Here is a 26,536-nt window from a genome sequence, read left to right as displayed (position 1 = left end):
GTCGCGCCGAATTGACAATTGTCAATTGCCGCCTCGTCCGGCCGTGGTGTAAAGCCACCTGTGGGCGCGGATCGTGCGCCGCCGGAAGCTTGCCAGATGACGCTATGGTTCGTGTTCGCGCTGATGACGGTCGCGGCGATTTTCGCCGTGCTTCTGCCGCTCGGCCGCAGCGGACGCGCGCAAAATCAAGGCAGCGAGGTCGCGGTCTACAAGGACCAGCTGGCCGAGATTGAGCGTGATCTCGGCGCGGAACTGATCGCAGCTCCTGAAGCCGAGGCTGCCCGCGTCGAGATCAGCCGCAGGCTGCTCGCCGCGGCCGCCAGCGAACCCGCAACGGCGCCGAAATCGAGCCTCAAATGGCGCCGCGCCGCCGCCGTGCTGGCGCTCGCCGGTCTGCCGCTGGTTGCGATCGGCGTCTACATGCCGCTCGGCTCGCCCCGGCTTCAGGACTTTCCCTTGGCGCAGCGCGAGCGCGGATCCGGGTCCGGCATGGCGCAATCGCTCGAGAACCTCGTCGTGCAGGTCGAGCAACATCTGGAAAAGAATCCGACCGACGGTCGCGGCTGGAACGTGCTCGCGCCGGTGCTGGAGCGGCTCGGCCGCTTCGACGATGCGGTGCGCGCCTATCGCAACTCGCTCACCTACAATGGCGAGAGCCCCGAGCGCCGGTCCGATCTCGGCGAGGCGCTCTCGGCCGCTGCCGGCGGCGTCGTGACCGCCGAGGCCAAGTCGGAATTCGAGCGTGCGCGCGCGCTCAATGCCGACGATCCCAAGGCGAACTACTTCCTGGGGCTCGCCGCCGAGCAGGACGGCCGCAAGGACGATGCGGCCAATATCTGGCGCGCGCTGCTGGCGAAGGCGCCGGCGGATGCGCCGTGGCGTCCGCTGGTGCAGTCTTCGCTGGCGCGGGTCGGCGGCGGCACGATGCCGGCGCTGTCGGATGAGACGATCGCAGCTTCCAAGGATATGGCCGAGGGCGATCGCAACGCGATGGTGCGCGGCATGGTCGAACGCCTCGCCACGCGCCTCAAACAGAACGGCGATGACGTCGAGGGGTGGCTGCGCCTGGTGCGCGCCTATCTCGTGATGGGCGACCGTGGCAAGGCGGTGGGGCATCGGCCGATGCCCGGCAGGCGGTCGCGAGCGATGCCGAGCGACTGCGCCAGCTCAATGAAGGCCTGAAGACACTCGGGCTCGGCGGATGACGATTTCGGGACGGGACGAGCGGAGAACGGATACGCCATGACGCGCAAGCAGCGACGTATGACCATCATCGGCGGCTCGCTCGCCGTGCTCGCGCTCGCGGCCGCGCTGGTGCTCAACGCATTGCGCGATTCGATCGTGTTCTTCTCGACCCCGACCATGGTTGCCGAGAAGCACGTCGAACCCGGCAAGCGGTTTCGCCTCGGCGGGCTGGTGCAGCCCGGCTCGCTCCAGCGCGGCGACAATCTCGCGGTGACCTTCGAGGTCGCCGATGGCAACGCCAAGCTGCCGGTCGCCTACAAGGGCATCCTGCCCGACCTGTTCCGCGAAGGGCAGGGCGTCGTCGCCGAAGGCGCGCTCGAAGCCAACGGCGTGTTCAAGGCCGACACCGTGCTTGCCAAGCACGACGAAACCTACATGCCCAAGGACGTTGCCGATGCCCTGAAGAAGCAGGGGCATTGGAAGGACGATTACGGCGCCAAGGCTTCCGATGCCAAGGCTTCTGATGCCAAGGCTTCGGGCGGCAGCAAACCTGCGGCCACGACCGCGCAAGGCAATCCGCAGGGAGCGGTGCGGTGATCGCAGAATCCGGACATTATGCGCTGGTGCTGGCGCTCGGGCTCGCACTGATCCAGTCCGTCGTGCCGTTGATCGGCGCGCGCCTGCGCGACGTTGCATTGATGAACGTGGCGCGTTCCACCGCGCTGGCGCAGCTGCTGTTTGTCGGCGCCTCGTTCACGGCGCTCGTGATGCTGCACGTGAACTCGGATTTCTCCGTCGCCAACGTCTACGAGAATTCCCACTCGATGAAGCCGCTGCTCTACAAGATCACCGGCGTGTGGGGAAACCATGAAGGTTCGATGCTGCTGTGGGTGTCGATCCTCGCGCTGTTCGGTGGGCTGGTTGCGGCTTTCGGCAACAATCTGCCGCTGTCGCTGCGCGCGCACGTGCTGGCCGTGCAGGCCTGGATCGCGAGCGCCTTCTATCTCTTCATCCTGGTGACATCGAACCCGTTCCTGCGCATCACCAATCCGCCGATCGAGGGGCGCGATCTCAATCCGGTGCTCCAGGACATCGGTCTCGCCGTGCATCCGCCGATGCTCTATCTTGGTTATGTCGGCTTCTCGATCTCGTTCTCCTTCGCCATCGCGGCGCTGATGGAGGGGCGGATCGACGCGGCCTGGGCGCGCTGGGTGCGGCCGTGGACGCTGGTCGCCTGGATCTTCCTGACGCTCGGCATCGCCATGGGCTCGTACTGGGCCTATTACGAGCTCGGCTGGGGCGGCTGGTGGTTCTGGGATCCGGTCGAGAACGCCTCGCTGATGCCGTGGCTCGCCGGCACGGCGCTGCTGCATTCGGCGCTGGTGATGGAGAAGCGCAACGCGCTGAAGGTCTGGACCATCCTGTTGTCGATCCTGACCTTCTCGCTGTCGCTGCTCGGCACCTTCCTGGTCCGCTCGGGCGTCATCACCTCGGTGCACGCCTTCGCCACCGATCCGACCCGCGGCGTGTTCATTCTGCTGATCCTCTGCCTGTTCATCGGCGGCAGCCTGTCGCTGTTCGCAGGCCGCGCGACCTCGTTGAAGCAGGGCGGCCTGTTCGCGCCGATCTCGCGCGAGGGCGCGCTGGTGCTGAACAACCTGCTGCTTACTGTCGCCTGCGCGGTCGTGCTGTTCGGCACGCTCTATCCACTGGCGATGGAGATGCTCGCCGACTTCAAGATGTCGGTCGGCGCGCCCTTCTACAATCTCACCTTCGCTCCGCTGTTTGCCCTGTTGCTGCTCGCCGTTCCGTTCGGGCCGATGCTGGCGTGGAAGCGCGGCGATCTGCTCGGCGTCACGCAGCGCCTGCTCGCGGCGGGCGTTGCCAGCCTCGTCGCCGTCGCCATCGCCTGGGCCTGGGCGCGCGGCGGTAGCGCGCTGGCGCCGCTCGCGATCGGGCTTGGTTTCTTCGTCGTCGCCGGCGCGGTCACCGACATCGTTGAGCGCACGGGCCTGGTTCGCCTGCCGTTCGCAGCGGTGCTGCACCGGGCGCGCGGACTGCCACGCTCGGCCTGGGGCACCGCGCTTGCGCATGCCGGCCTCGGTGTCGCGCTGATCGGGATCGTCTGTGAGACCACCTGGAACAGCGAATATATCGCGACGATGAAGCAGAGCGAGGTCGCTCACGTCGCCGGTTACGACGTGAAGCTCGACGGGCTGTTTCAACGTCAGGGGCCGAACTACCGCGAGATGATCGCCGAGTTCAACGTCAGCCGCGACGGCGAGACGCTCAGTGTCATGACGCCGTCCAAGCGCAGTTTCACCACGCGCGGCTCGTCGACGACCGAGGCGGCCCTGCTGACGCGCGGCGCGAGCCAGCTCTACATCTCGCTCGGCGATGCCACCGCCGAGGGCGCCATTGCCGTGCGCATCTATCACAAGCCGATGGTGTTGCTGATCTGGTGGGGACCGGTGCTGATGGCATTCGGCGGCGTGCTGTCGCTGTCCGACCGCCGCTTGCGGGTCGGTGCGCCGAAGCCGGCGCGGGCCAAGCAGCGCCTCCAGCCGGCGGAGTGATCCGATGCGCCGGATGTGGTTCGTGATCGTCGCGCTGATGTTGCTGGCCTGGCCTGCGGCGCACGCCGTGCAGCCTGACGAGATCATGTCGGATCCCGCCAAGGAGGCGCGCGCGCGCGACTTGTCGCGCGAACTGCGTTGCATGGTCTGCCAGAACCAGTCGATCGATGATTCTGACGCGCCGCTCGCGCGCGATTTGCGCCTGCTGGTGCGCGAGCGCATCGCGGCCGGCGACAGCAATTCGCAGGTGCTCGACTTCCTGGTCGCGCGCTATGGCGAGTTCGTGCTGCTGAAGCCGCGCTTCGAGCGCCAAACCATGCTGCTATGGCTGCTCGCGCCGCTTCTGTTGGTAGGCGGCGGCCTGGCGCTATGGCTGCAAATCCGGCGCCGCGCGCGAAGCGGTGCAGACCTACCGGCGCCGCCGCTCTCGCCCGACGAGGAGGCGCGGCTCGCCGCGTTGATGTCGGATGATGCCAAATCGTCCTAGCGTCCTGGCGGCCTCATGATGCGCAGGCCGCCGGTCGTCCCTGCGTGTTTCATGCTATGTTGACCTTTGTCTGGAAACTTGTCGCGAGATTTGATTCCAGATTCTGAGTCCCCCGATGTTCACGAATAGCAATCTGACGATCCGCTTCCTGGTCGGCGCTGTCGTCGCTGCACTATTGTTCCTGCTGGGCATCGGCGGCGGCACCGGATTCGTCGCGGTGCTCTACCTCGACAACGAGATCACCAGCCTGTCGTCGGACTTCGCCGCGCTGAGCGGTCCGGCGCGCGATCATGCGATGCAGATCTACCAGCAGGCGCAGACCGCCTTCGCCTATTTCCTGGTCGCCTGCGGCGTGATCGCGGTCGTCGCCGTCGCGATCTGCCTCACCACCTGGTTTGCCGTGCGCAACGGCATCCTGAACCCCTTGGCGGCGATCGTGCATGCCATGCGCGAGGTCGCCGATCAGAAATTCGAGACGCCGGTTCCAGGGCTCGGCGGCACCAACGAGATCGGCCTGCTCGCCGGTGCGCTGGAGGTCTTCAAGACCAACGGCCTCGAGCGGCGCCGCCTCACCGAGCGGCAATTGCATGAGGCGCAGCACAAGGCCGAGCGGTCGACATTTTTGGACGCACGGATCAAGCGCTTCAACGATCTCGTCGCCAGCGTCGTCGACAGCGTGGCGTCCTCGGCCGTGCACCTGAAGAGCAACGCCGAGACGCTGTCGCGGACGGCCAACGACACCAGCACCAAGGCCAATGCGGTGGCAAGCGCCGCGAGCCAGGCCAGCGCCAGCGTCCAGACCGTCGCGGGCTCGGCCGAGGAGATGACCAACTCGATCGGCACGATCAGCCGCCGCGTCACCGATGCGACCCAGCGCGCCGAGGGCGCAGCGTCCCAGGCCGAGAAGAGCCGCGACACCATCCACACGCTGTCCGATGCGGCCGACAAGATCGGCGAGGTCGTGCAGCTCGTGCAGGCGATCGCCTCGCAGACCAATCTGCTGGCGCTCAATGCCACCATCGAGGCGGCGCGGGCGGGAGAGGCCGGCAAGGGATTTGCGGTGGTCGCGTCCGAGGTGAAGAGTTTGGCGCACCAGACCAGCAAGGCGACGGAGGAGATCACCTCGCATGTCGCCAGCATCCAGGGCATCACCGCACAGACGCGCGGAGCGATCGACGGCATTTCCAAGACGCTGTCGGAGATCTCGTCGATCATGTCAGGCATCGAGGTCGATACCGCCCAGCAGCGCAATGCCACGCAGGAAATCACGCGCAGCGCTCAGGATGCCGCGCACGGCACGCTCGACGTCTCCAACCACATCGTCCAGATCACCTCGACCTCGGCCGAGACCGGGCGCATGGCCGCCGAGGCGCGCGATTCCGCGGTCGATCTGTCGCGGCAGGCCGAGACCTTGAAGCGCGAGGTCGACGAGTTCATCGTCAGCGTAAGGGCAAGCTAAAATCGTCCAAAGCGCGGTTCCGCGCTCATAGCGGGAACTCGATTAAGTTCCTGTAGAACCAAGATTTTCGGGCTGCGCTAAACTGCCGCATCCGCGCCGCCGCTTCATTACGAAAGTTTAACCCCGCCGCCAGCGCACGGTAAGGCGGGAGTCCCCATGTTCAGGACCGTAAGGTGCCGCTATCCGGCGCCAAATGAATTTCAAGGCCCTGGAGATCTCTGCATGACCGACCGTCCCGACCTCTCGAATCTTCCGTCCTACCGGCAGCCGCGCCGGTCGGTATTCTCTGCGCGCAAGATCGCGCTGATGGCTTCGGTCGTCGCCGGTCTCGGCGCGGCCGTCTATGGCTTCAGCCCGTCGACCTCGCCGGCGGACCTGTTCTCCAGCCCGGCGCATGCTCAGGTGAACCAAGAGGTTCGGAAGGTCGAGCGCCCGGTCGGCTTCGCCGATATCGTCGAGCGGGTGAAGCCGTCGGTGATCTCGGTGAAGGTCAACATGAAGGAGAAGACTGCGAGCAATGATGACGGCGACGATTCATCCTCGCCGTTCCAGCCGGGGTCGCCGATGGAGCGCTTCTTCCGCCGCTTTGGCGGTCCGGATGGTTTTCCGGGCCCGGGCCTGAAGGGCGGCCGTGGCCGCGTCGTGCAGGGCCAGGGCTCCGGCTTCTTCATCTCGCCCGACGGCTATGCTGTGACCAACAACCACGTGGTCGACGGCGCCGACAAGGTCGAGGTCACCACCGACGACGGCAAGACCTATACCGCCAAGGTGATCGGCACCGACCAGCGCACCGACCTCGCTTTGATCAAGGTCGAGGGCAGCTCGAACTTCCCGTTCGCAAAGCTTGCGGATAACAAGCCGCGGATCGGCGATTGGGTGCTCGCGGTCGGCAACCCCTTCGGCCTCGGCGGCACCGTGACTGCGGGCATCGTCTCGGCCAGCGGCCGCGACATCGGCAACGGTCCCTATGATGATTTCATCCAGATCGATGCGCCCGTGAACAAGGGCAATTCGGGCGGTCCGGCTTTCGACACCAACGGTGAGGTGATGGGCGTCAACACCGCGATCTATTCGCCCTCCGGCGGCAGCGTCGGCATCGCGTTCTCGATTCCCGCCAACACCGTCAAGAGCGTGGTGGCCCAGCTCAAGGACAAGGGCTCGGTCAGCCGCGGCTGGATCGGCGTGCAGATCCAGCCGGTGACGTCTGACATCGCCGACAGCCTCGGCATGAAGAAGGCCGAAGGAGCGCTGGTGGCGGAGCCGCAGGCGAACGGTCCGGCGGCGAAGGCCGGCATCGAGTCCGGCGACGTGATCACCGCGGTCAACGGTGAGTCCGTCAAGGATGCCCGCGAGCTCGCCCGCACCATCGGCGGCATGGCGCCCGGCGCGACGGTGAAGCTCAACGTGCTGCACAAGGGCCAGGACAAGGTTGTGAACCTCACCCTCGGCCAGCTGCCGAATACGGTCGAGGCCAAGGCCAATACCGAGAATGACAGCGGCAAGGGTGCGAGCCGCGGCACCGACGTGCCCAAGCTCGGCATGACCGTTGCGCCCGCCAATTCGGTGGCCGGTGCCGGCAAGGAAGGCGTCGTGGTCACCGAAGTCGATCCCAAGAGCGCCGCGGCCGAACGCGGCTTCAAGGAAGGCGACGTGATTCTCGAAGTCGGCGGCAAGAGCGTGAGCACCGCCGGCGAAGTCCGTGACGCCATCAACACGGCGCGGACCGACAACAAGAACAGCGTCCTGATGCGCGTCAAGAGCGGCGGCCAGTCGCGCTTCGTCGCCGTGCCCATCGCCAAGGGCTAACAAGGGCTGAAGCCTCAGGAGGCTACGAGATGAAGGGTGTCGCCGGCATCAGTCGCCCCCGCCGCCGGCGCCCTTCGGGGGAGCAGCGCAACGTTTGCTTCCCTCATCTACCTTCCGGTGGAATTACGCCCCCCTCCGTCGGAAGGCCTAGGGCGGTGAAGTCCCCCCAGCTTCACCGCCCGCCTTTTTGCCGATCCGAGATCGTTCCGCTCGGCTTGCATGCGATTGCCGCTCGCGCCATGTTTAGAGAAGGTTCACTCCCTTGACCGCCGCCGAACGCACGATGCGCCTCCTCATCATCGAAGACGACCGCGAGTCCGCCGACTATCTCGTGAAGGCGTTTCGCGAAGTCGGACACATTGCCGATCACGCCGCCGACGGCGAGGAAGGCCTCGCCATGGGCGAGAACGGCGATTACGATGTGCTGGTGGTCGACCGCATGCTGCCCAAGCGCGACGGGCTGTCGCTGATCGGCGCGCTGCGCGAGAAGGGCACCACCACGCCGGTGCTGATTCTCTCCGCGCTGGGGCAGGTCGACGACCGCATCAAGGGCCTGCGTGCCGGCGGCGACGATTATCTGCCAAAGCCCTATTCCTTCGCCGAACTGCTGGCCCGGGTCGAGGTGCTGTCGCGCCGACGCGGCGGCCCGGCCGAGGACACGCTCTACCGCGTCGGCGATCTCGAGCTCGACCGGCTATCCCACCGCGTCGCCCGCGGCAGGGACGAGCTGACACTCCAGCCGCGCGAATTCCGCCTGCTCGAATACCTCATGAAGCACGCCGGCCAGGTGGTGACGCGCACCATGCTGCTCGAGAACGTCTGGGACTATCATTTCGATCCGCAGACCAACGTGATCGACGTGCACATTTCGCGGCTCCGCTCCAAGATCGACAAGGGTTTCGAGCGCCCGCTGCTGCACACGATCCGGGGCGCGGGGTACATGATCCGTGACGGCATTCGGTAAACTCGTCCGCACCACGGCATTCCGGCTGACGCTGGTCTATCTGCTGCTGTTCGCGATGTTCGCGGCCTCGCTGCTCGGCTATTTCGCCTGGAATACGCGCCGGCTCATCACCGAAGAGATCACGGAGACGGTCAATTCCGAGACCTCGGAGATCAACGAGATCTACGGCCGCCGCGGTATGTTCAGCCTCGTGCGCACGATCGAGTATCGGGCGCTGCGGCCGGGCGCCAACCTCTATCTCGTGACGACGCCGACGGGGCAGGCGATCGCCGGCAATGTCGGCTCGCTCGCGCCCGGCGTGATGGCGACGCGCGGCTGGTCGGAGACCGCCTATCGGCGGATCGAGGATGCTGACGAGCGCGACCATCGCGCGCTCGTTCGCGTCACCGAATTGGAGAACGGCTTCCGCCTCCTGATCGGCCGCGACCTCGACGAGCGGCGGCGGCTGTTCGGCATCGTCGCCAAGGCCGCGCAATGGTCGATCCTGATCGTCGTGGTGCTCGGCCTCGGCGGCGGCATCTTCGTGGCGCGACGTGTCTTGACGCGCATCGACGCGATGAGCGGTACGGCGCATCGCATCATGATCGGCGATCTCAGTGAACGCCTGCCGGTAGGGCGCAGCGGCGACGAGCTCGACCGCCTCGCCGAAAACCTGAACGCCATGCTGGAGCGGATCGAGGCGCTGATGGCGGGGCTGAAGGAAGTCTCCGACAATATCGCGCACGACCTCAAGACGCCGCTGACGCGCTTGCGCAACCGCGCTGAGGAAGCCCTGGCGAAATCGGGTTGCGAGGCCGATTACCGCGCTGCGCTGGAGCGCACCATCGAGGAATCCGACGGGCTGATCCGCACCTTCAACGCGCTCTTGATGATCGCGCGTGCCGAGTCCGGGCAGGCGCGCGGCAACATGGACGATTTCGACGCCGCCGAAGTCGCGGGTGGCATCCATGAGCTCTACGAGCCACTTGCCGAAGATGACGGTATGACCCTGAAGGTCAAGGCCGAGCCGACGCCGGTTCACGCCAATCGCGAGCTGATCAGCCAGGCGCTCGCCAATCTCGTCGAGAACGCGATCAAATACGGCAAGCCGGCGGCTCAGGCTGCGGGAACCGTGGTCAGCATGGACGCCAGGCAGATCACGATCGAGGCGAGGCGCGATGGCGACCAGGTGCTGCTCAGTGTCACCGACCGTGGTCCGGGGATCCCCGAAGCGGATCGCAAGCACGTCGTCGAGCGATTCGTGCGGCTCGAGGCCAGCCGCACGCTGCCGGGCTCCGGTCTCGGCCTCAGCCTCGCCTCGGCGGTTGCGACATTGCACGGCGGCGAATTGCGCTTGGGCGATGCCCATCCCGGTCTCGTCGCCACGCTGGTGCTGCCGGCGCGCGCGGGCGCCGGCGACAGGGTTGCTCCGCCAATACAGGATGTGCCACAGAAGGTGGCATGAACCACTCCGCGCCGGGAAACGCGGACAAGCATGGTGAGAGCCTCGCGGCACGCTTCGCGGAGGCTCCCTATGTTGCCGCTTCCACAACCGACGAAAGACGTTTTGGGAATTGGCTGGCCGAGCTCGAGCCAGCGCAATCGGCCCGTCTCGAATCCCTGCTGGTTCATCCCTTTGCGCGGGATATTTTGACCGGCATCGCGGAATTCTCGCCCTATCTGTTCGATCTGGTGCGCGCCGATCCCCTGCGCCTGATCCGGTTGCTCGAATGCGATCCGGATGTGCATCTGGCGGCGCTGATGGCGGAAGCGAGGGGGGCGGTGCTCGCGGCGCCGGATGAGCCCGCGATGATGCGCCTGCTTCGCCGCATGAAGGCGGAGGCAGCGCTGCTGACCGCGCTGTGCGATATCGGCGGCGTCTGGCCGGTGATGCGGGTGACGGCGGCGCTGACTGATGTCGCGGTGTTCTCGGTCCAGGCGGCGCTCCAATACCTGCTGCGACAGGAAGCCGCACGCGGTAAGCTCTCACCGGCCGATCCCGAGGCGCCCGAACAAGGCTGCGGGCTGATCGTGCTCGCGATGGGCAAGATGGGCGCGGGCGAGCTGAACTATTCCAGCGACATCGATCTCATCGTGTTCTTCGATCCCGATGCGACGACGCTTGCGCCCGATATCGAGCCGCAGCCGTTCTTCGTCCGCGTGACGCAAGGCATGGCGCGCATCCTCCAGCAGCGCACCTATGACGGTTACGTGTTCCGCGTCGATCTTCGCCTGCGGCCCGATCCGTCCTCGACCCAGGTGGCGATCTCCCGCGACGCCGCGCTGAACTATTACGAGCGGGAAGGGCGCACCTGGGAACGCGCGGCGATGATCAAGGCGCGCGCCTGCGCCGGCGATGCCAACGCGGGTGAAGCGCTTCTGGCGGAGATCGCGCCCTTTGTCTGGCGCAAGCATCTCGATTTCGCGGCGCTTGCCGACGTGCACGACATGAAGCGGCAGATGCAGACCTATCGCGGCCAGAGCGAAGTCGCCGTCGAAGGCCACAACGTCAAGGTCGGGCGCGGCGGCATCCGCGAGATCGAGTTCTTCGCCCAGACCCAGCAATTGATTGCCGGCGGCCGCCATCCGGAATTGCGGGTGCGGCCGACGCTCAAAGCGCTCGATGTGCTCGCCTCCAGCAACTGGATCACCTTTGCGGCGCGCGACGAGCTCACCACGGCCTACGAATTCCTGCGCCGGGTTGAGCACCGTCTCCAGATGATCGCCGACGAGCAGACCCATACGCTGCCCGAGGACAAGGAAGCCGTCGAGCGCTTCGCCTGGTTCTTCGGCTATCCGGATCGAGAGGCCTTTGCGCGCGACCTGTTGCGGCAGCTCGAAATCGTCCAGGGACACTACGAAAAGCTGTTCGAGGGCGACGATCCGACTGGGACAGACAAGCTGCTGCCGGCGCTCGACTACAGTGCCGGTCCCGACGATCCGCGCCTGCTTCAGCACCTGGTGACGCTCGGCTTCAAGAAGCCGGCCGCCGTCGCGCAGACGGTGCGCGACTGGATCACCGGCGATTATCGCGTGTTCCGCAATGAAGCGACGCGCAGCGCCTTCGTCGAATTCGTGCCGGCCCTGATCGATGGTCTCGCGCATGCCGAGGAGCCGGATCGCGCGGTGGTGGCGTTCGATCAGTTCCTGGGGGCGCTCCAGCGCGGTGGCCGGCTGATCACGCTGCTCGGCCAGAACCGCGAGCTGGTCGCGCTGGTGGCGCTGGTGCTGGGCGCTGCGCCCCGCCTCGGCGAGATGCTGGCGCGGCAGCCGCAGCTCATGGACGGTCTGATCGATCCGCGCTTCTTCGGCGCCATGCCCGACAGGCAGGAATTGTCGGGACGGCTCGCGACGACCGTGCAGGACGCGGGCTCATACGAGGAGTTCCTCGATCGCCTGCGCCTGTTCGGGCAGGAGAGCCTGTTCCTGATCGGCACGCGCATCCTGTCAGGCACGGTCTCGGCGCAGCAAGCGAGCACCGCTTTTGCCGACGTCGCCGAAGGCATCGTCCATACCGTGCATGGCCTCGTCGCCGATCGCTTTGCAGCCCAGCACGGCCGCATCAGGGATCAGCAGACCGCGATCATCGCGATGGGCCGCCTCGGCAGCCGCGAGATGACCGCCTCGTCCGATCTCGACCTGATCCTGCTCTACGATTTCGACAGCGACAATCCGGACTCTGACGGTGCGAAATCGCTGCAGGGTGCCCACTATTTCGCCCGCTTCACCCAGCGCCTGATCAGCGCCTTCACGACGCGCACCAATTACGGCGTGCTCTATGAGATCGACATGCGGCTGCGTCCTTCGGGGCGTGCCGGTCCCGTGGCCTCGAGCCTCGTCTCATTCGCGGACTACCAGGCCAACGAGGCCTGGACCTGGGAGCACATGGCGCTGACGCGCGCCCGCGTGGTGTCGGCGTCGCCTGAATTCCGCGAACGGATTGAACGTGTCATCCGCGATGTCCTGACCCGCCGCCGCGATTCCGCCATCACCACCCACGACGTCGCCGACATGCGGCGCGCGATCGCCCAGGAGAAGGGCGAGACCGATTGCTGGGATATCAAACATGCCGCCGGCGGCATGGTCGATATCGACTTCATCGCTCAATATCTCCAGCTCGTGCATGCCCACGACAAGCCGGAGATCCTCGACGTCAACACCCTGCAGGTGCTGGAAAATGCATGCAGGCTCGGCGTGCTCGCGCAATCGGAGACCGAGATATTGCGTGCCGCAGCGCGGCTCTATCACGACCTCACGCAGATCTTGCGGCTTTGCGTCAGCGACCGCTTCAAGCCGGAGAGCGCCGGCACTGACCTCCTGCGCGTGATGGCGCGCGCCGGCGACGCGCCGGACTTCTCGTCGCTGGAGGCGCGCGTGAAGGAAACCCAGAGCGAGGTGCGGCGCGTGTTCAGGGCGCTGCTGGAAGGGACGTCGCCTGCTTCAGCGAGGTGAGGGCCTCGCGCACATCAGGCTCCAGGCCCGCGCCGCCCGCATCGAGATGGACGAAGATCGCGCGCTTCATGCGGGGGTCCCAGAATTTCTTGATGTGTTCGGCAATGCCAGTCACGGCCTTGTCATGGCCCTGGCTCTGGAAGAATTTGCCGATCTGGTTGGCCATGTAGATCAGGCGGTCAGGCGACATCGGCAACCTCCGTGGCATGGCGGGCGACGACCCGGTCACCATGCGAAAACACTTCGAACCCGTCCTGGCGGGCAATGGCAATCAGTGTGATGCCGGCGGCTTCCGCCGTGCGTACCGCGAGCGCGGTCGGCGCGGACACGGCGACCATCACGGGGGCGCCGATCGCGGCCGTCTTCTGCACCATCTCCACCGAGACGCGGCTCGTCAGCAGCACCATGCCGCCGCGCGCATCCGTGCGGCTGCGCGCTAGCGCCCCGGCGAGCTTGTCCAGCGCGTTGTGGCGGCCGACATCCTCGCGCAGCGCGATGATGCCCCCGGCGGGGGACCAGAACGCGCCGGCGTGAACGGCGCGGGTCTGCAGATTGATCGATTGCAGGGGCGCGATGGCCTGCATCGCCGCCATGATTTCGTCCGGCGTGAAGCTCTGCCCCTGCGGCACCACGGCCGCCGGCCGCACCGCCTCAGCAATGGACTCGATGCCGCAGATGCCGCAGCCGGTTGGGCCTGCGATGTGGCGCCGACGCTCGCTGATGCGCGCGGCGTCTTCCGATGCCAGCCACATGCGCAGCTCGATGCCGTCGTCGAGGCGAACCACTTCGAGCGAGCGAATGTCGTCGGCCGATCCGACGATGCCTTCGCTTACGCTGAAGCCGACCGCAAAATCTTCCAGGTTCTGCGGCGTCCCCATCATGACGGCGTAGGTGCCGCCATTATAGGTCAGCGCCAGCGGCGTCTCCTCCGGGACCAGCCGCGCCCCTTCGGACGCGGCACCGTCGCGCCAGCTGTTGCGGTCGATGGCCTGGACCGGCACGTGCATGCGGTTACTCCGCAGCCTCGGCCGGCACGATGCGGCGGGACTGCCGCGCCTGCGCGTCATAAGCCTTCTGCCAGTCCGACGGGCCGTTCGAGGGCGAGACCTGCACCGCCGTGACCTTGTATTCGGGGCAGTTGGTCGCCCAGTCCGAATAGTCGGTGGTGATGACGTTGGCCTGCGTGTCCGGGTGGTGGAATGTGGTGTAAACGACGCCGGGCGCGACACGATCGGTGATCTCCGCGCGCAGCGTGGTCTCGCCGGCGCGGCTCTTCAGCCGTACCCAGTCGCCGTCGCGTACGCCGCGCTGCTCGGCATCGTGGGGATGGATCTCGAGCCGGTCCTCGGCATGCCAGACCACGTTGTCGGTGCGCCGGGTCTGCGCGCCGACATTGTACTGGCTGAGGATGCGGCCCGTGGTGAGCAGCAGCGGATAGCGCGGGCCGGTGCGCTCGTCCGTCGCGACATATTCGGTGACGACGAACTTGCCCTTGCCGCGGACGAAGCCATCGATATGCATCACCGGCGTACCCTCCGGCGCCTTCTCGTTGCAAGGCCACTGCACCGAGCCGAGCTCGTCGAGCTTGGCGTAGGAGACACCGGCAAAGGTCGGGGTCAGCGCCGCGATCTCGTCCATGATCTCGGAGGGATGGCTGTAGTTCATCTCGAAGCCCATGGCCCTGGCGAGGCCGATAGTGACCTCCCAATCGGCCATGCCGTTCTTCGGCGTTATCACCTTGCGCACGCGCTGGATGCGGCGTTCGGCGTTGGTGAAGGTGCCGTCCTTCTCCAGGAAGCTCGAGCCGGGCAGGAAGACGTGGGCGTAGTTCGCGGTCTCGTTCAGGAAGAGATCATGGACGATGACGCATTCCATCGCCGACAGTGCCGCCACCACGTGCGAGGTGTTGGGGTCCGACTGGAGGATGTCCTCGCCCTGCACGTAGATTCCCATGAAGGTGCCTTCGACCGCGGCATCGAACATGTTGGGGATGCGCAGGCCGGGCTCCGGGTTGAGCTTGACGTTCCACAGCGCCTCGAACTGGTCGCGCACGGCATCGCCCGAGATGTGGCGGTAACCGGGCAGCTCGTGCGGGAACGAGCCCATGTCGCAGGAGCCTTGCACGTTGTTCTGGCCGCGCAGCGGGTTCACGCCGACGCCGGGACGGCCAATATTGCCTGTTGCCATCGCGAGGTTGGCGATCGCGATCACGGTGGTCGAGCCCTGGCTGTGCTCGGTGACGCCGAGGCCGTAGTACATCGCGCCGTTGCCGCCGGTGGCGTAGATGCGGGCAGCCTCGCGCAGCGCCTTGGGATCGACACCGGTGAGGATCGCGGTCGCTTCCGGGCTGTTCTTGGGCTGGGCGACGAAGGTGGCCCATTCCTCGAACTCGCTCCAGTCGCAGCGCTCGCGCACGAAGGCTTCGTTGACGAGGCCTTCGGTAACGATGACATGCGCCAGCGCGGTCATGACGGCGACGTTGGTGCCGGGCATCAAGGGCAGGTGCAGCGCCTTCACGTGCGGCGATTCCACCATCTCGGTGCGGCGCGGATCGATCACGATCAGCTTGGCACCCTGGCGCAGCCGCTTCTTCAGCCGCGAGGCGAACACCGGGTGCGCCGAGGCGGGGTTGGCGCCGATGATGAGCACGACATCGGTGTCTTCCACGGAGTCGAAGTCTTGCGTGCCGGCGGAGGTGCCGAAGGTCGTGGCGAGGCCGTAGCCGGTTGGGGAGTGACAGACGCGGGCGCAGGTGTCGACATTGTTGTTGCCGAAGCCGGCGCGGATCAGCTTCTGCACCAGGTAGGTTTCCTCGTTGGTGCAGCGCGACGAGGTGATGCCGCCGATGGCGTCGCGGCCGTACTTCTTCTGGATGCTGCGCATCTTCGTGGCGGCGAACGCGAACGCCTCGTCCCAGGACACCTCGCGCCAGGGGTCCTCGATCCGCTCGCGGATCATGGGTTTAAGGATGCGTTCCTTGTGGTTGGTGTAGCCCCAGGCGAAGCGACCCTTGACGCAGGAATGGCCGCGATTGGCCTTGCCGTCCTTGTACGGCACCATGCGCACGACTTCCTCGCCGCGCATCTCCGCTTTGAAGGCGCAGCCGACGCCGCAATAGGCGCAGGTGGTGACGACGGAGTGCTCGGGCTGGCCGATCTCGATCACCGACTTCTCCGTCAGCGTCGCGGTCGGGCAGGCCTGCACGCAGGCGCCGCAGGAGACGCATTCGGAGCCCAGGAAGCTCTCGCTCATGCCGGGCGAGACGCGGCTGTCGAAGCCGCGGCCCGAGATCGTCAGCGCGAAGGTGCCTTGCACTTCCTCGCAGGCGCGGACGCAGCGCGAGCAGACGATGCACTTGGAGGGATCGTAGGTGAAGTAGGGGTTGGATTCGTCCTTCGGCATCCAGTGGTCGTTGGTGCATCCGTCCGTCTTCGCGAAGACGTGGTTCTCGCCCTCATAACCATAGCGCACGTCCCGCAGGCCCACCGCGCCGGCCATGTCCTGCAACTCGCAATCACCGTTGGCGCCGCAGGTGAGGCAATCGAGCGGATGGTCGGAGATGTAGAGCTCCATCACGCCCTTGCGCAGCTGCTTCAGCCGCTCGGTCTGGGTGTGCACGACGAGGCCGTTCATCACGGGCGTGGTGCAGGAGGCCGGCGTGCCGGCGCGGCCTTCGACCTCGACGAGGCAGAGACGGCACGAGCCGAATGCGTCGACCATGTCGGTGGCGCAGAGTTTGGGAATCTGATGGCCGGCTTCCATCGCCGCGCGCATGATCGAGGTGCCCTCGGGCACCGAGATCTGCTTGCCGTCGATGGTCAGCGTCACCATCGTTTCCGATTTCGAGCGCGGCGTGCCGAAGTCGATTTCTTCGATCAGAGACATTGTCGTTCTCCTATTCCGCGGCCTGAAGCGTGGTCGGCGCCGGGATGAAATCCTCCCGGAAGTGCTTCAATGCGCTGAGCACGGGGTAGGGTGTGAAGCCGCCGAGCGCGCAGAGCGAGCCGAATTTCATGGTGTTGCAGAGGTCTTCGACGAGCGCGAGGTTCTCGCTCACGCGCTCGCCGTTGATGATCTTCTCGATGGTCTCGACGCCGCGGGTCGAGCCGATCCGGCAAGGCGTGCACTTGCCGCAGGATTCGATGGCGCAGAACTCCATGGCGAAGCGCGCCTGCCTGCGCATGTCGACGCTGTCGTCGAACACGACGATGCCGCCATGGCCGATCAGGCCGTCGCGCGCGGCAAAGGCCTCGTAGTCGAACGGTGTGTCGAACAGCGCGCGAGGGAAATAGGCGCCGAGGGGCCCGCCGACCTGCACGGCACGGACCGGACGGCCCGTGAACGTGCCGCCGCCGATATCGTCGACGAGCTCGCCGAGCGTCACGCCGAACGCGGTCTCGAACAGTCCGCCATGGCGGATGTTGCCGGCGAGCTGGATCGGCATCGTGCCGCGGGAACGGCCCATGCCGAAATCCGCATAGGCCTTGGCGCCTTCGGCGAGGATGAAGGGGATGGCGGCGAACGACAGCACGTTGTTGATGACGGTCGGCTTGCCGAACAGGCCGTGATGCGCCGGCAGCGGCGGCTTGGCGCGCACGATGCCGCGGCGGCCTTCGAGGCTTTCCAGCAGCGAGGTCTCCTCGCCGCAGACATAGGCGCCGGCGCCGACGCGCACCTCGAGATCGAAGGCTTGCTTCGAGCCGCCGATGTTCGCGCCGAGATAGCCGCCGCGCTTCGCCGCCGCGATCGCGGCGTTCATCGCCTCGACCGCGTGCGGATATTCGCTGCGGATGTAGATGTAGCCCTTGGTCGCGCCGACGGTGATGCCGGCGATCGTCATGCCCTCGATGACAAGGAAGGGATCGCCTTCCATGATCATGCGGTCGGCGAAGGTGCCGCTGTCGCCTTCGTCGGCGTTGCAGACGATGAATTTGCGGTCGGCTTTTGCCTGCGCGACCGTCTTCCATTTGATGCCGGTCGGAAAGCCCGCGCCGCCGCGGCCGCGCAGGCCGGACGCGGTGACTTCATTCAGGATCGCATCCGTGCCGAGCGATAGGGCGCGCTCCAGGCCCTTGTAGCCGCCATGGGCGCGGTAGTCGTCGAGCGAGCGCGGATCGATCACGCCGCAGCGGGCGAAGGTGAGGCGGGTCTGGCGCTTCAGCCAGGGGATCTCGTCGGTCGCCCCCAGCCGCAGCAGATGCGGCGTGTTGTTGGCGAGCGCATCGAGCAGGGAAGGCACGTCGGTCTCGGTAACGGGGCCGAAGGCGATGCGGCCCTGCGGTGTCGCGACCTCGACCAGCGGCTCCAGCCAGTACAGGCCGCGCGAGCCGGTCCTGACGATTTCGATCGCAATGCCGCGCTTGGCCGCAGCCTGCTCCAGCGCCAGCGCGACCTCGTCGGCGCCGACGGCAACCGCACCGGCATCACGTGAGACGTAGAGACGCATGCTCATCGCTGTGCCTCCGCAACCAGCGCATCGAGGCGCTTCTGGTCGAGCCGGCCAATGAGGCGGCCATCGAGCATCGCGGACGGCGCGGTCGCGCACAGGCCGAGGCAGTAGATCGGCTCCAGCGTGACGCGATCGTCGGCGGTGGTGCTGCCGAGCGACACGCCGAGCTTTGCCTCGGCGCGCGCAGCGAGCGCATCGCCGCCGGCGGCCTGACAGGCTTCAGCGCGGCACAGTTTCAGCACATGGCGGCCGGCGGCTTGTGGCGGAAATCATGATAGAACGTGAACACGCCGTGCACTTCGGCGCGTGACAGGCTCAGCGCCTGCGCCACCATGGGAATGGCGGCCTCCGGCACGTAGCCGAACGCTTCTTGAAGAGCATGCAGGATGACGAGCGTCGCGCCTTCCTGCTGAGCGTGTTCGGCGATGATCTCGGCGCCGCGCGTCTCGTCCCAATCATAAACCGCTGTCATTCTTCATTCTCAACCAGAGCGTTTCTTCCTCCCAAACTATTTGGAATCATTCGAAGATCAATAAAGCTGTCCCGTGCTGCGATTGCGAATTCGGATCGATTGGCAAAGACGATCGGTCGATCTGAAAATGCAATTATGGGCGTTCTGCGCGGTGTTTTTGCGTGTTGAGAGGGGGGCGAGCGTGCTAGCTTGCATGCCACGACAGAATTCGAGGGGACGACCGGTTGATCGACAAGCTTGAATTATTGCTGGCGCTGGCGAAGGAGCGGCATTTCGGACGCGCGGCGGAGGTCTGCGGCGTGACGCAACCGACGATGTCGACCGGGCTGAAGCAGCTTGAGGAGATTCTCGGCGTGATGCTGGTCCAGCGCGGGTCGCGCTTCCAGGGCTTTACGCCGGAAGGCGAGCGGGCGCTGGACTGGGCGCGGCGGATCGTGGGCGATGCCCGCGCCATGCGCGACGAGATCAACGGGCTGAAGCATCAGCTCTCCGGCGAGATCCGCATCGCGGCGATCCCGACCGTGCTCGGCATGGTCGCCGCGCTGACGACGCCGTTCCGCGCCAGGCATCCCGAGGTGCGCTTCCGCATCCAGTCCACCACCTCGTCCGAGGTGCTGGGGCTGCTCGAAAATCTCGAGGTCGATGCGGGGCTGACCTATATCGAGAACGAGCCGATCGGCAAGGTGCGCACCATCCCGCTCTACAACGAGAGCTATCGCCTCCTCACCGCGCCCGATGCGATGTTCGGTGACCGCGAGACGGTGACCTGGACCGAGGTCGGGCAGGTGCCGCTGTGCCTGCTCACGCCCGACATGCAGAACCGCCGCATCATCGACCGTGCGCTGCGCTCGGTCGGCGCGGAGGCGACGCCGACGCTGACGTCGAACTCGCTGCTGGTGCTGTTCACGCACGTCAAGACGGGGCGCTGGGCGAGCGTGATGCCGGCCAAGCTCGCCGAGACGCTCGGCCTGTCCGACACGGTGCGCTCGATTCCGATCGTCGATCCGGAGGTCAATTACAGCATCGGCCTGGTGATCCCGCAGCGCGATCCGATGACGCCGCTGATCGCGGCACTGGTCAATGTCGCGCGTGAGGTCGCACCGACGCTGCAATTGTAGAGATCTAGAGCGTGATGTGCCGCGGCAATCGATTCAACCGAAAGCCATTCCGCTTTAGAGCGAGCTTTACGCCGCAGCCGATATCCCGGAGGCCTTGACCGCGTCGCGCGGCAGCGTCACGCGCACCACCGTGCCGACATCGATCTTGGAGCGCAGCCGCATCGAGCCGCCGTGGAGCTGCGCCAGCGAGCGGGCGATGGCGAGGCCCAGTCCCGAGCCGTGATAGGTCTTGGTGAGCTGGCTCTCGACCTGCTCGAACGGGCGGCCGAGCCGCGCCAGCGAATGCGGCGCGATCCCGATGCCGGTGTCGGCGATCATCAGCACGATCCGGTCGTCGAGCTGCCGGCTGCGCACCACGACGCGTCCGCCGTCGGGTGTGAACTTCACTGCGTTGGACAGCAGGTTGACGATGATCTGCTTGGTGGCGCGGCGATCGGCGACGACGGAGATGGATTTGGCGATGTCGGCGTCGAGCGTCAGGTGCTTGTCCTGCGCGCGGCCGGTGACGACCCGCAAGGATTCCGCCAGCGTCCGCGACAGGTCCAGCTCTTCCATGTCGAGCTTCATGCGGCCGGCCTCGATCTTGGACATGTCGAGGATGTCGTTGATGACCTCGAGCAGATAGTGGCCGCTGGTCAGGATGTCGTCGCAGTATTCCTGGTACTTCTCCGAACCGAGCTCGCCGAACATGCCCGAGCCCATGATCTCGGAGAAGCCGATGATGGCGTTGAGCGGCGTGCGCAGCTCGTGGCTCATATTGGCGAGGAATTTCGACTTGGTCTGGTTGGCTTCCTCGGCGCGGGTCTTCTCGCGCTGGTACTTTTCGGCGAGATCGGCGAGCTCGACCGCCTGGCGTTCGAGCGCGGCCTGCGAGCGCTTGAGGTCGATGACGGTGGCACGCAGCCGCAAATCGTTGTCGACCAGCTTCTGCTCGTGCTCCTTGATGCGGGTGATGTCGGTGCCGACCGAGACGTAGCCGCCGTCCTTGGTGCGGCGCTCGCTGATGTGCAGCCAGCTGCCGTCGTCGAGCTGCGCCTCGAAGGTACGCGCGCCCGGGCCCTGGCTCGCGGTCTCGTTGTGGCGGGTGCGCACCTCCGGCATGCGGCCGACCTCGAGCACGGTCTCGTAGGAGGTGCCGGGGATCACGGCGGTGTCCGGCAGCTTGTGCAGGCGCTGGAAGTGCGAATTGCAGAGCACGAGGCGGTCGCTCGCGTCCCACAGCACAAAGGCTTCCGGAATGGTCTCGATCGCGTCGCGCAGCCGAAGGTCGGCTTCCACCGTCTTCTCGGCGAGGCTCTTCTGCTCGGTGATGTCGACCGCGATCCCGATCAGGTGCACGCTGGAATCGGTCGCCCCGCGCGTCTTCTCGCAGCGGACGCGGAGCCAGATCCAGTGGCCGTCGACATGCTGCATGCGGAAGGTCTGGTCGATGTGGTCGATCTTCTCGGAGATGAGCCGATCGGCGATCTCGAACAGATCGATGTCGTCGGACTTCACCAGCGCGTTGACCTCGCCGAAGGTGAGAAGCTCGTTGCGGCCGTCGAGGCCGAGCATCGAGAACATCGACTGCGACCAGAAGATCCGGCCGCGCGACAGATCCCAGTCCCACAGGCCGCAGCGGCCGCGGTTGAGCGCGGTGTCGATGCGGCCGCGCACGGCGTCGTTGATGAGGTCGCCTTCGCGGGCGCGGGTCGACTGCCAGTGGAAGGCAAAGCCGAGGATCAGGACCACGAAGCCGGTGGTCGCCGACAGCGTCACCGAGAGCGCGGCGTCCGAGCCCCAGATCGGCTCGTTGCGTTCCTGGATCACGGTGACGAAGCCGGGCAGCGACCTGATCTGCCGCGAGGTCGCCATCGCGGTGTTGCCGTTCGGCAGCGTCATGTCGGCGATGTTGCCGTCGCGCGGCGGCGCCGCGATAAGTTGCGCCGTCGTGATCGCATCGAGCAGGCGGTCGTTGCCGGAGGGATCGCTCTCGACCGGGATGCGGGCGAGGATACGGCGGTCGATGCCGGCCGAGGTGACGATGACGTGGCGGCCCGAGGCCGTGCCCCAGGATGGAATGAGGTCAGGCAGCAGCGTCGGCAGGCTCTCGATGTTCTTGAGCCGCTCCTGCCGCACGGAGGTGAGGCGGTCGATGCGTTCGGCCAGCAAATCGGCGAGCGCCGAGATGTCGTGCCGGATCACCAGCCGCTTCTGGCGCATCTGGTCGACGACCTGCACGAACGCGCCGAGGCAGATCGTGATCAGGAAGGCGATGATGAGCGTCGGCACGGCGCGGCGCAGCGCTGGCTCCGCGATCAGTAGCCGGTGATAGGCAGGTTTCGCGATCGATTGCGCCAATCCCTTGATCGAATCGGATTGGACGCACGCGTTCGCGGCGTCTGCACGCGACATGCCTTCGGCCCCCTGAAAACCTGCTTGCAACTAGGCTCGAAAGCAGCCCCACGTCGCTTTCGAATCACACCGATTTGAATCCAGTTTTCGCGGGCTGTCGAGAGTCAACGAATCGTTAACGCGAAATTATTCTTATCCAACGCGCAGTTTGCACACCGCGTGTCGGTAAATGGACGTGCGCAACGAGTCCGAAACGAGAACGTGTGACCCCTCGCGCACCAAGTCACGCACGCGGCGGCTCGGCGTGGCTGATGACGCGCTTCACGCTCGGGAACGCGCGCCGCAATGCGCGCTCGATCGCGTCGACATGCTCGTGCACCCTGATCACGCTCATTGACGGCGCGGCGCGGCAGTGGAAGTTGACGATCTCGCCGGCGTCGGTGTTGCGGACGCGCACATTGTGGATGTCGTGGATCTCGCCCTCGCCGGCAAACTCGGCCAGCGCGGCGGCAATTGTCTGCACGCGTTCCGGCGCGGCGTCGACGCCGAACGGCAACTCCGGTTCCAGCGGCTCGATATGGACGTCGACCTCGACGTCCTCGCCGAATTCCTCCTGGATGTTGCGCTCCAGCGTGTTGGCGACGTCGTGGGCGGCCTCGAGCTGCATCTCGCCGTCGACCTCGAGATCGATGCCGACGATCAGCTTGGCGCCGAGATCGTGCACCGTGACGTGGTGGATGGCGAGGCCGGAATTGCGTGCGATCACCATGATGCGGTCGCGCACGGTCTCGTTGTTGCGTGCGACGGGGACGGCCGTGAAGGTGAGATCGGCATCGCCGAACGCTCTTGTAACGGCCGCCTGCGCGTTGTGCTTGATGTCCTCGACGCGGTCGATCGGATAGGTCCGCGGCACCTTTGCGATGGTGTCGATGAACATGGTCGCTCCGACCATGCGCAGGCGCAGCCGCTCGACGTCGATCACGCCGGGCACGCTGCGGATCGCGGCCGTGGCCTTCTCCTGGGCGCCCTCCGGCGCGCGGTCGACCAGCGTCTGCACCGTCGAGCCCGCCATGCGCAGGCCGAGAGCCGCGATCATCACGGCGACGGCGGCCGCCGCGGCCGCGTCGCCCCACCAGAAGCCCAGCCCGGCGAGGACCAGGCCCACGATCACGGCAGACGAGCCCATCACGTCGGAGGCGAAATGCAGCGCGTCGGCGGCCAGCGCCTGGCTCCTGGTCTCCTGCGCGGCTCGGTGCAGCGCGCGGGCGCGCCAGAGATTGACGGCGATGTCGATCACCAGCACGACGAAGGGCACGGCCGAAATGGTCGGCGGCGGGGTTCCCTCGCGCAGCCGGCTATAGGCCTCGACCAGGATGCCGCCGGCGAGCACGTAGAGCAGGGCGGTGACGCCGAGCGCGGAGATGCTCTCCAGCTTGCCGTGGCCGTAATGGTGCTCCTCGTCCGCCGGCTTGTCGGATACCCGCACCACCGCCCAGGTGATGATGGTCGCGACCAGGTCGATCGAGGAATGCAGGGCTTCGGAGATCAGCGCCAGCGAGCCGATCCCGATCCCGACCACGAACTTGGCCGCCGCCATGCCGCCGCTGGCGAAGATCGAGATCGCCGCGACCGTGGTCTTGTTGTGCCGGGAGGTCATGGCGGGGATTTAGCAGGGCGTGGGTGAACATCAAGCCACGATCCACAGCTTCAGTCGCTAGTGAGTTGCAAGAGCGAAGTCATTGCGAATGCTTCCGAATTGAATGCTCGCCTATGCCACTAGCTCACTCTCGTAGGGTGGGCAAAGGCGCGCAGCGCCGTGCCCGCCATTCTTCCATGGTGGGCACGCTTGCGCTTTGCCCACCCTACGAGACCGAGACTGGATCGACGGCTACGGCAACGTTACGACGATCTTCCCGAGATGCTTGTTGGCCTCCATGTGCTCGAACGCCTTGTCGATGTCCTCGAACGCGAACACCTTGTCGATCGGCAGCTGCAGTTTTCGCGACTCGACCGCGCCCCAGATGTCCTTGCGGACCTCCGCAAAAATCTCGCGGACCTCCTCGATGGTGCGGGTGCGGAAGGTGACGCCGACATAGTCGATGCGGCGGGCGGCGTGCAGGTCGAAATTGAAGTCGGCATGGGTGCCGCCGAGCCGGCCGACATTGACGATGCGGCCCTTGACCTTCGCTGCAGCGAGGTTCTGGTTGGCGACCTTGCCCGAGACCTGGTCGACGATGAGATCGACGCCTTCGCCGTTCGTTGCCTTCAGGACCTCGTCGACCCATTTCGGATCGGAGCTATCGACGGCGAGATCGGCGCCGTACTCCTTCAGCCGGCCGCGGCGAGTGGCGTCGGTCGACGAGCCGATCACGAGCTTTGCGCCCTTGAGCCTGGCGATCTGCATTGCCATCAACCCGACGCCGGAGCTGGCGCCCTGGATCAGCACGCTCTGGCCCGCCTGCACGCCGCCGACGGTGACGACGGCGTTGTGCATGGTCGCGAGCGCGACGGGCAGGGTGGCCGCCTCCTCGAAATTCATGTTCGAGGGCGCGTGAAACAGCCGGCCATGATCGGCCAGCGTATATTCGGCAAACGCGGCGCCTCCCGAGCCCATGATGCGGTCGCCGACCCTCACGCCCTTCGCGTCCGGCCCGAGCTCGGCGACTTCGCCGGCCCATTCCATGCCGAGCACGGTGCCGACGCCGCCGGCCGCGCCGTGGGCGTGACCCTTGCGCATGCCGGTGTCGGCGCGGTTGAGGGCGCAGGCGCGGACGCGGACCAGCACCTGCGTGCCTTTAGGTTTTGGTTGAACGACGTCGGAAATCGTAGCGCCATCAGGGCCGTAGACGTAAGCCTTCATAAGTTGCTTTCTGGCATTTGACGAACTGGTTTAACCGGAGGCGGTGCTCTTCGCCTCTCCCGCAGCGGGGCGAGTGAGCATACCTTCGCGGTGGTGGACGCCGTGTTCAAATCAGCGATCACTCGGCAGCCTGCGCCGCAGCGCCCGCAATCATTCCCTCCAGCCGGCCGCGGATGATGGCTTCCGCCTCGCGCACGATGCGGGAGACCAGCTCGGCGCAGCTCGGGATGTCCTGGATCAGGCCCTGCACCTGGCCGGCCGACCAGATCCCTTCGTCCGAATTTCCCGTCGCGTAGACCATCTTGCCGCGGGCGCCGGCGACGAGCTCGCGGATGTCCTCGAACTTGGCGCCTTCCTTCTCCATCGCGACGACCTTGGTCGAGATCTCGTTTTTCGCGACGCGCGAGGTGTTGCGCATGGTGCGGAAGATCAGCTCGGTCTCGCGCTCGTCATTGGCGACGATCTTCTCCTTGATGAGCTGGTGGATCGGGCTTTCCTTGGTGGCCATGAAGCGCGTGCCCATGTTGATGCCGTCGGCACCGAGCGCCAGCGCGGCGACGAGGCCGCGGGCGTCGGCAAAGCCGCCGGAGGCGATCATCGGGATTTTGACCTTGTTGGCGGCGGCCGGGATCAGGATCAGGCCGGGCGTGTCGTCCTCGCCGGGATGGCCGGCGCATTCGAAGCCGTCGATCGAGATGGCGTCGACGCCCATGCGTTCGGCCGAGAGCGCGTGGCGGACGCTGGTGCATTTGTGCACGACCTTGACGCCGTGCCTTTTGAACTCGTCGACATGCTCCTGCGGCTTGTTGCCGGCGGTCTCGACCACCTTGACCCCGCTCTCGATGATGGCGGCGCGGTACTCGGCATAAGGCGGCGGCTTGATCGCGGGCAGGATGGTGAGATTGACGCCAAAGGGCTTGTCGGTAAGGTCGCGGCAGCGCGCGATCTCCTTGGTCAGGTCCTCCGGCGTCGGCTGGGTCAGCGCCGTGATGAAGCCGAGCGCCCCTGCGTTCGCGACCGCGGCGACCAGCTCGGCCCGCCCGACCCATTGCATGCCGCCCTGGACGATCGGGTGCTCGACGCCGACGAGTTTGGTGAACCGTGTCTGCAACATGATCTGTTTCCCCCGCCGGTGTGGCGCTCTGTTATCCGTTGATGGCGGGGAGGATGCCGCCGGGGCCTGGAAATGTCTATTGTCGCGCCGTGCGGTGCAGGCGGGGCGATCATGCGGGACGCGAAGGGATTCCGCGGGGCGGACAATCGAAGGGACAGTGCATACCGCAATCATCGCCGCCAGGACGACGCTGGGATGGTGCGCGCAATCACGGCGTGATTGTTAATTCGGTCGCGTAGATCCTATGGGTGACGGGTGGTCAGGGCTAAGTTGAGTTTGCG

At 66.2% G+C, this 26,536-nt stretch carries 17 protein-coding genes and 2 pseudogenes; 10 read left to right on the top strand and 9 right to left on the bottom strand.

Annotated elements, in window-relative coordinates; all coding sequences use genetic code 11:
* The first annotated feature begins 96 nt into the window (after positions 1–96).
* The 9 genes and pseudogenes from ccmI to CWO91_RS15530 all read left to right on the top strand — a co-directional run bounded on the left by ccmI (position 97) and on the right by CWO91_RS15530 (position 12,908).
* A pseudogene (gene ccmI / locus CWO91_RS15570) lies at positions 97–1,205 on the top strand (c-type cytochrome biogenesis protein CcmI).
* A gap of 37 nt (positions 1,206–1,242) precedes the next feature.
* Positions 1,243–1,782 (top strand): cytochrome c maturation protein CcmE, encoded by a 540-nt coding sequence (ccmE, locus tag CWO91_RS15565; RefSeq protein WP_130214223.1) that lies wholly within the window; start codon positions 1,243–1,245, stop codon positions 1,780–1,782.
* The gene (locus CWO91_RS15560) at positions 1,779–3,761 is read left to right on the top strand and encodes a heme lyase CcmF/NrfE family subunit (RefSeq protein WP_130214222.1); all 1,983 of its coding nucleotides are present in this window, start codon (positions 1,779–1,781) and stop codon (positions 3,759–3,761) included. The genes ccmE and CWO91_RS15560 overlap by 4 nt, the downstream gene beginning before the upstream one ends.
* Before the next feature lie 4 nt (positions 3,762–3,765).
* Complete coding sequence (locus tag CWO91_RS15555) at positions 3,766–4,248, top strand: cytochrome c-type biogenesis protein (protein WP_091890976.1); 483 nt, start codon at positions 3,766–3,768, stop codon at positions 4,246–4,248.
* Positions 4,249–4,363: 115 nt separating this feature from the next.
* Positions 4,364–5,707 carry a methyl-accepting chemotaxis protein gene (locus CWO91_RS15550; RefSeq protein ID WP_130214221.1) on the top strand — a complete coding sequence of 448 codons (1,344 nt, stop codon included), beginning with the start codon at positions 4,364–4,366 and terminating at the stop codon, positions 5,705–5,707.
* A gap of 222 nt (positions 5,708–5,929) precedes the next feature.
* Complete coding sequence (locus CWO91_RS15545; protein WP_130214220.1) at positions 5,930–7,513, top strand: Do family serine endopeptidase; 1,584 nt, start codon at positions 5,930–5,932, stop codon at positions 7,511–7,513.
* Between the two features lie 283 nt (positions 7,514–7,796).
* A complete protein-coding gene (locus tag CWO91_RS15540; protein WP_130214219.1) occupies positions 7,797–8,477 on the top strand; it encodes a response regulator transcription factor in 681 nt (226 codons plus the stop codon).
* The gene (locus CWO91_RS15535) at positions 8,461–9,921 is read left to right on the top strand and encodes a sensor histidine kinase (RefSeq protein WP_130214218.1); all 1,461 of its coding nucleotides are present in this window, start codon (positions 8,461–8,463) and stop codon (positions 9,919–9,921) included. The genes CWO91_RS15540 and CWO91_RS15535 overlap by 17 nt, the downstream gene beginning before the upstream one ends.
* The gene (locus CWO91_RS15530; protein ID WP_130214217.1) at positions 9,918–12,908 is read left to right on the top strand and encodes a bifunctional [glutamine synthetase] adenylyltransferase/[glutamine synthetase]-adenylyl-L-tyrosine phosphorylase; all 2,991 of its coding nucleotides are present in this window, start codon (positions 9,918–9,920) and stop codon (positions 12,906–12,908) included. Before CWO91_RS15535 ends, CWO91_RS15530 begins: the two co-directional genes overlap by 4 nt.
* On the opposite strand, the gene CWO91_RS15525 is transcribed toward CWO91_RS15530, so the two are convergent.
* From CWO91_RS15525 to CWO91_RS15505, 5 genes and pseudogenes are all read right to left on the bottom strand, one after another.
* Positions 12,865–13,098 (bottom strand): formate dehydrogenase subunit delta, encoded by a 234-nt coding sequence (locus CWO91_RS15525; RefSeq protein ID WP_165405487.1) that lies wholly within the window; start codon positions 13,096–13,098, stop codon positions 12,865–12,867. The genes CWO91_RS15530 and CWO91_RS15525 overlap by 44 nt on opposite strands.
* Positions 13,088–13,915 carry a formate dehydrogenase accessory sulfurtransferase FdhD gene (gene fdhD, locus CWO91_RS15520; RefSeq protein ID WP_130214215.1) on the bottom strand — a complete coding sequence of 276 codons (828 nt, stop codon included), beginning with the start codon at positions 13,913–13,915 and terminating at the stop codon, positions 13,088–13,090. Before fdhD ends, CWO91_RS15525 begins: the two co-directional genes overlap by 11 nt.
* Positions 13,916–13,919: 4 nt before the next feature.
* Positions 13,920–16,793 (bottom strand): formate dehydrogenase subunit alpha, encoded by a 2,874-nt coding sequence (gene fdhF / locus CWO91_RS15515; protein ID WP_130214214.1) that lies wholly within the window; start codon positions 16,791–16,793, stop codon positions 13,920–13,922.
* Positions 16,794–16,803: 10 nt separating this feature from the next.
* Positions 16,804–18,360, bottom strand: coding sequence for a formate dehydrogenase beta subunit (locus CWO91_RS15510; protein WP_130214213.1), 1,557 nt, complete (start codon positions 18,358–18,360; stop codon positions 16,804–16,806).
* Positions 18,357–18,829 (bottom strand): annotated as a pseudogene (locus tag CWO91_RS15505) (formate dehydrogenase subunit gamma). Before CWO91_RS15505 ends, CWO91_RS15510 begins: the two are co-directional and overlap by 4 nt.
* Positions 18,830–19,053: 224 nt before the next feature.
* Here CWO91_RS15505 and CWO91_RS15500 point away from each other — a divergent pair.
* A complete protein-coding gene (locus CWO91_RS15500; protein WP_130214212.1) occupies positions 19,054–19,947 on the top strand; it encodes a LysR family transcriptional regulator in 894 nt (297 codons plus the stop codon).
* Positions 19,948–20,013: 66 nt separating this feature from the next.
* Here the strand turns inward: CWO91_RS15500 and CWO91_RS15495 are convergent, their stop codons facing one another.
* The 4 genes from CWO91_RS15495 to CWO91_RS15480 form a co-directional block, all read right to left on the bottom strand.
* Positions 20,014–22,341 (bottom strand): PAS domain-containing sensor histidine kinase, encoded by a 2,328-nt coding sequence (locus CWO91_RS15495; protein WP_130214211.1) that lies wholly within the window; start codon positions 22,339–22,341, stop codon positions 20,014–20,016.
* A 223-nt stretch (positions 22,342–22,564) separates the two neighbouring features.
* Entirely contained in the window at positions 22,565–23,938 is a 1,374-nt protein-coding gene (locus tag CWO91_RS15490) for a cation-efflux pump (RefSeq protein WP_130214210.1), read from the bottom strand.
* 231 nt (positions 23,939–24,169) lie between these two features.
* Entirely contained in the window at positions 24,170–25,141 is a 972-nt protein-coding gene (locus tag CWO91_RS15485) for a zinc-binding dehydrogenase (protein ID WP_130214209.1), read from the bottom strand.
* Positions 25,142–25,259: 118 nt separating this feature from the next.
* Positions 25,260–26,255, bottom strand: coding sequence for an NAD(P)H-dependent flavin oxidoreductase (locus CWO91_RS15480; protein ID WP_091891017.1), 996 nt, complete (start codon positions 26,253–26,255; stop codon positions 25,260–25,262).
* Between the last annotated feature and the right edge of the window lie 281 nt (positions 26,256–26,536).

Source organism: Bradyrhizobium genosp. SA-3, from assembly GCF_004212635.1.
In the GTDB taxonomy this organism is placed as follows: Bacteria; Pseudomonadota; Alphaproteobacteria; order Rhizobiales; family Xanthobacteraceae; genus Bradyrhizobium.
This window is presented reverse-complemented; position numbering and strand designations above follow the sequence as displayed.